Consider the following 5,448-nt stretch of genomic DNA (forward strand, 5'->3'; position numbering starts at 1 on the left):
TGGTCGGCAACAAGCCGGACGGCGAGCGCGTGAACAGCGTCTGGCCGAACGCGGCCTCGAGCGCCGCGACGTGGCGGCCGGCTGTCGGCTGCGTGATGCCGAGCGCGCGCGCCGCGCCCGACAGCGAGCCTTCCGTCAGCACGGCGAGGAAGGTGCGGTAGCGTTCCCAGTTCAGATCGATAGCCATACATAAATGTATAGCTGATCCATTGTGCTCGGCAATTCCTTGTTAGCCGTCGGCGCGCCAGAATGCGTGTCATCACGGAAGTTCATTCAAGGAGAGCGGCAATGACGACCCACGCAGGCGGGACACAACGACAGGCACTCGTGCTCGGTGCGAGCGGCGGAATTGGCGGGGAAGTCGCGCGCCAGTTGCGCGACGCGGGCTGGCAGGTGCGTGCGCTGAAGCGCGGGCTCGACGCCGAGGTCGTGGAGCGCGACGGCATTGCCTGGATGCGCGGCGACGCGATGGACCGCGACGCGGTCGTCCGGGCCGCGCGCGGCTGCAGCGTGATCGTGCATGCGGTGAATCCGCCCGGCTACCGGGACTGGGCCGGGCAGGTGCTGCCGATGATCGACAACACGATCGCGGCGGCGAAGGCGGAGCGGGCCACCGTCGTGTTGCCGGGCACCGTCTACAACTACGGCGCCGATGCGTTTCCGGTCTTGTACGAAGACGCGCCGCAGCATCCGTCGACGCGCAAGGGCGCGATCCGCGTCGAGCTGGAGCGCCGGCTGCAGGATGCGGCCGGGCAGGGCGTTCGCACGATCATCGTGCGCGCCGGCGATTTCTTCGGGCCGAAGCTCACCGGCAACAGCTGGTTTGCGGCGGGGTTCGTCAAGGCCGGGCAGCCGGTGGCGGCCATCAGCGTGCCGGGGCGGGACGGTATCGGGCACCAATGGTCGTATGTGCCGGATGCCGCGCGCTCGATGGTCGAGCTGATCGAGCGGCGCGACACGCTGGAACCGTTCGCGCGCTTTCACCTCGGCGGACATTGGGATGCGGACGGCACGCAGATGGCGGAGGCCGTGCGCCGCGTCGCGCAGCGGCACGGGCTGCGTCCGACGGTGCGCAAGTTCCCGTGGTGGTTCGTGTGGGCGGCGGCGCCGTTCGTCACGACGCTGCGCGAATTGCTCGAGATGCGCTACCTGTGGCGCGAGCCGATCCGGCTCGACAACACGCGGGTGACCGCGGTGCTCGGCCGCGAGCCGGTGACGCCGCTCGACACGGCGGTGGAGGCGACGCTGGCGGGGCTCGGGTGTCTCAAGTGAGCAACGGCGGTCGCGAACGCAAGCGCGTTCTGCTATGATCCGCGCTCCCTTCCTCGACGCTGCTGCAGGAAGGTACCCACGACCGCCGGAATACCGGAGGTCGCGTCGTACCTTTTTCATTTCCAGCAGCGATGTCTACTCTTCCTCGCTTAAAAAAGGCCTTGCAACGGCAAGGCATCCATGTCGACTATCACGCCGGCATCTATCACCTGCGCAATGAACTGACGCAGGCGTCCGTCCTGTTGCCCGAAGCGCTCCCGCTCGAGGAGAAGGCCGTTCAGCAGTTGCTCGCGTTCGCGGCCGTCCGTTCGCCGGATGGCCATCAGCGCGTGTGCAAGGCTTGCGCGACGCCCGATTTTCATCCGGGTGGGGTTGCGCCGGTCGGCTCGATCGTCGCGACCGACGACGCGTTCGTGATTCCCGCCGCGATCGGCACCGATATCAATTGCGGGATGCGTCTCGTCACCACGGGCCTCAAGCGGTCGGCGCTCGCGCCGTTCGAGACGGCCCTCGTCGAGCGGCTGACGCGCGCGATCCTCGCGGATCGGCGCGACGTGCCGGTTGCCAGCGACGCATTCCGCGCGCTGTTCGATGCGGGCCCGGCGGCATTCGTCGATCGCGTTGCGTCGCAGGGGCTCTGGCAGCACGTCGACCGCGACCGCCTCATCGACGAACTGTCGTCGTGCATCGGCCTCGACCGGTTCGACGGCAGCGCGAAATATGCGCCGGACGCACACGTCGGGTCGCGTGAAGTCTTTCGCGATCCTTGCCTCGGCACACCCGGGTCGGGCAATCATTTCGTCGAGCTGCAGGTGGTCGATGCCGTGTTCGACCGGCATGCGGCCTACCGTGCGGGACTCGCGAAGGACGATGTCGTCGTGATGATCCACAGCGGTTCGCGCGATGTCGGCTTCTACGTCGGGCGGCGCTGGATGGACCGGGCGCGCGCGGCGTGGCCGGCCGGCGTCAGGCATCCGGAAAGCGGCCTGTACGGCCTGTCCGGCGAGCTGGCGCGCGAATACCTCGTCGCGATGGGCACGGCTGCGCGCTACGCGTGGCTCAACCGTGTCGTGCTGGCCGAGATGGTGCGCAAGGAACTGGCGGAACTCACCGGCGAGACCCGCTCGGCCCTCGTGGTCGACGTGCCGCACAACGTCGTGCTGCGCGAACACGGGATGAACATCCATCGCAAGGGGGCGACACCCGCTCGCGACGGCGATCTCGCGCTGATTCCCGGATCGATGGGCGATGCGTCGTTTCTCGCGACCGGGCTCGGCCATCCCGACTGGCTGTGGTCATGCAGCCACGGCGCCGGCCGCAGCGTGCGCCGGCAGGCGGTGCGGCGGATGCGCACGGAGCAGGCGCCGGGCACGTGGCGCTGCGTCACGCTGCGCGACGAGCGCCGCATCGAGGAAGCGCCGGAAGCCTACAAGCCGATCGGGCCCGTGATCGATGCGCAGGAGCAGGCCGGCCTCATCCGCAGCGCGGTCCGGCTGAAGCCGTGGGTCACGTTCAAGGCGTGACGGGCGGCCGCGTGCTCCGTGGCCGCTGTCGTTGCGTGCGCCAGGGCGGCGACGCGCCGTCCGCTTTCTCGTGCCTCGGGCTGCGCCCGGGCACGGGGAAGCGTCATCGCGAACCGAAGCCCACGCGGCACAACAATTTTCCACATACCCGGGCGCGTCCGATGAGCATCATGGCGGTCAACGTCGAAAAAGCGAAAACGGGGGTGCAATGTTGCATTTCGGATGGAAAGTGTCGGTTGCGGGCGCAATGATGTTTGCATTGAGCGGGTGTACCAACCTGGTTGGCGTGCTGTATTGCGGCAACTCGCAATTCAACTTTCCGGACTATCACTGCTTTCAGCCGTACTAGCCGGGGCAGGCGCGGCGACAGGACGCTGTCGCGCCCGTGTGCCGCGCGTCATCGTCCGTTATGCCACGACCGGCAGCACTTCCACTGCATAGCGGTGCCGAAGGCTGCGCCCGAGCACCGGGTCGTGCAGTTCCATCTCGAACGCATCGCCGTCGCCCATCGCCGCGATCGCGCCATGCACGGCAACCGTGCCGCCATACATCGCGCTGCGCGCGGGCATCGTGCGGCGGTCGTCGAAGCGCTGCCACAGCCCCTCGGGCGCAAGCAGGCCGCTCACCGCACCGTGCTGGTACGCCGTCCGCTTGCCGTCGCGCGAGATCAGCCACGCGCGCATCTCGATCGCATCCCAGTGATCCGCGACGTCCGCGTAACGCCACGCGTCGCGGCCGAGCGGTTTCGCGCACACCTGCTTCGACACCGCGACGCCGTAGGCTTCGACCTCACGATCCGTATGATCGGAGCCGACGGTCACGAGCGTGCCGGCCGGGCTGTCGACCAGCACGCATTCGATCTCGCCGCCCGAGCGCGCACCGAGCACGCCGATCGATGGTGCCTGCGTGAGCAGCGCGGCCGATACGCGATAGAAGCAGGGCGTGGTCGACGGCGGCGCGACGCCGAGCGCCGCGAGTTCGTCGATGTGTGCCTGGATCGCGGCCGGATCGCGGCCGGCCCAGCCGGCGATCACGACGCGCTCGATCTCGACGTCGACGGTGGCCGGCGCGTGTTGCCGGGAAATCACGTTGAACGACAGGGTTGGCATACGGGTATCCGGTTGAAGTGCGAAGGAATGAAACGGCTGGCCGCGAAGCTCAATCCGCGAGCGGCTGGTGCGCGGTTTCGCGTGCGACGAGGAGCGCGATCGACGTGACGACGAGCGCGGCGGCGACATACAGCGATACGGCCGTCGTCGTGCCCGTCTGCCGGAACAGCGCGGCGATCACGAGCGGCGCGAAGCCGCCGCCGACGATGCCGGCGAGCGTGTACGCGAGCGACGAGCCCGCATAGCGCACACGGGTCGGGAACTGTTCGGTCACGAACGCGCCCTGCGGGCCGTACATCACCGCGTGGATCACGAGGCCGATCGCGACGGCCGCGACGATCGCGCCGGGGCGTGCCGAATCGAGCAGGGTGAAGAACGCGAACGCCCACACGATGCCGGCAAGCGCGCCGGCGAGATACACGGGCCGGCGGCCGAAGCGGTCGGACAGCGCACCGAAGAACGGCACCGCGAGCGCGTTGCAGGCCGTGCCGATCATCACGGCCGTCAGTGCGACGGGGCGCGACAGGTGCAGCACGGTCGTCACGTAGGTGAGCGTGAACACGACGATCAGCGCATACAGCACGTCCGAACCGATCCGCGACCCGCCCGCGATCAGCAGGCGTTTCCAGTGGACCTTCAGCACGTCGGCGACGGGCACCTCGGCGGTCGCGTGCGATTCGGCGAGTTGCTCGAACTGCGGCGTTTCGTCGACGCCGCGCCGCAGCCAGAAACCGAACACGACGAGCAGCGCGCTGGCCGCGAACGGCACGCGCCAGCCCCATGACAGGAAATCGCCCGACGTGGTAGACAGCGTCACGAGCGCGATGCAGCCGGTGCCGAGCAGCGTGCCGAACGACGGGCCGATCTGCGTCCACGATGCGGACAGCCCGCGCCGCTTCTGGTCGCCGTGCTCGACCGACAGCAGCACCGCGCCGGCCCATTCGCCGCCGAGCGCGACGCCCTGCACGAAGCGCAGCGCGACGAGCAGGATCGGGCTCAGGATGCCGGCTTGCGCATAGGTCGGCAGCGCACCCATCAGCGCGGTCGTCACACCCATCAGCACGAGCGTGAGCATCAGCACCGCGCGGCGGCCGATGCGGTCGCCGAGATTGCCGAACACGAAGCCGCCGAGCGGGCGCGACACGTAGCCGACCGCATAGGTCGAGAACGCGAGGATCGTGCCGGCCAGCGGATCGACCGACGGGAAGAACAGGTGGTTGAAGACGAGCGCGGCGAGCGTGTTGTAGATCGTGAAGTCGTACCACTCGAGCGACGTGCCGATCATGCTCGCGGTCGCGAGTCGGCTGGTGCGGACGCGGTGGGGCGCGTGGGCGGCGGGCTGGGCGAGAGTGCTCATGGTGTCGGGCATGTCGTGACGGGAACGGGATGAGGCGCCGGGCCGGTGCGCTGGCGTGCGTCGTGCCTGCGGTGCGGCCGGCGTGGGCGATCAGGCGGGCAGCGCGGCGGCAGCAGCGGGCTCGGTTTCGACGTCGCTGCGCGTTGCATGCAGCGGTGCGGCGGCGCGCCACAGCAGGTCGAAGGTG

5 protein-coding genes are annotated in these 5,448 nt (G+C 68.9%); 2 read left to right on the forward strand and 3 right to left on the reverse strand.

The annotated features are described in order from the left end of the window. Nucleotides 1–187: LysR family transcriptional regulator (locus G3O00_RS39395; RefSeq protein WP_206146226.1), on the reverse strand; the 187-nt coding region annotated here is incomplete at its 3' end. A gap of 101 nt (nucleotides 188–288) precedes the next feature. Here G3O00_RS39395 and G3O00_RS39400 point away from each other — a divergent pair. Both G3O00_RS39400 and G3O00_RS39405 read left to right on the forward strand, forming a co-directional pair. Continuing rightward, nucleotides 289–1,272, forward strand: a complete 984-nt coding sequence (locus tag G3O00_RS39400) for an NAD-dependent epimerase/dehydratase family protein (protein WP_206146227.1) — start codon at nucleotides 289–291, stop codon at nucleotides 1,270–1,272. Nucleotides 1,273–1,403: 131 nt separating this feature from the next. Next, complete coding sequence (locus G3O00_RS39405) at nucleotides 1,404–2,795, forward strand: RtcB family protein (protein WP_206146228.1); 1,392 nt, start codon at nucleotides 1,404–1,406, stop codon at nucleotides 2,793–2,795. Nucleotides 2,796–3,202: 407 nt separating this feature from the next. Here G3O00_RS39405 and G3O00_RS39410 read toward each other — a convergent pair whose 3' ends face one another. Both G3O00_RS39410 and G3O00_RS39415 read right to left on the reverse strand, forming a co-directional pair. Further along, nucleotides 3,203–3,904 carry a DUF2848 domain-containing protein gene (locus G3O00_RS39410; protein ID WP_206146229.1) on the reverse strand — a complete coding sequence of 234 codons (702 nt, stop codon included), beginning with the start codon at nucleotides 3,902–3,904 and terminating at the stop codon, nucleotides 3,203–3,205. Nucleotides 3,905–3,953: 49 nt separating this feature from the next. Next, entirely contained in the window at nucleotides 3,954–5,273 is a 1,320-nt protein-coding gene (locus G3O00_RS39415) for an MFS transporter (protein WP_011354532.1), read from the reverse strand. Nucleotides 5,274–5,448: the final 175 nt, after the last annotated feature.

The organism is Burkholderia sp. Ac-20384 (assembly GCF_017104605.1).
In the GTDB taxonomy this organism is placed as follows: Bacteria; Pseudomonadota; Gammaproteobacteria; order Burkholderiales; family Burkholderiaceae; genus Burkholderia; species Burkholderia lata.

What these genes read in the sequence shown, in the direction of transcription:
- G3O00_RS39405 (WP_206146228.1), top strand. Translation starts at nt 1,404, where the DNA reads ATGTCTACTCTTCCTCGCTTAAAAAAGGCCTTGCAACGGCAAGGCATC.
- G3O00_RS39415 (WP_011354532.1), bottom strand. Translation starts at nt 5,273, where the DNA reads ATGCCCGACACCATGAGCACTCTCGCCCAGCCCGCCGCCCACGCGCCC.
- G3O00_RS39410 (WP_206146229.1), bottom strand. Translation starts at nt 3,904, where the DNA reads ATGCCAACCCTGTCGTTCAACGTGATTTCCCGGCAACACGCGCCGGCC.
- G3O00_RS39400 (WP_206146227.1), top strand. Translation starts at nt 289, where the DNA reads ATGACGACCCACGCAGGCGGGACACAACGACAGGCACTCGTGCTCGGT.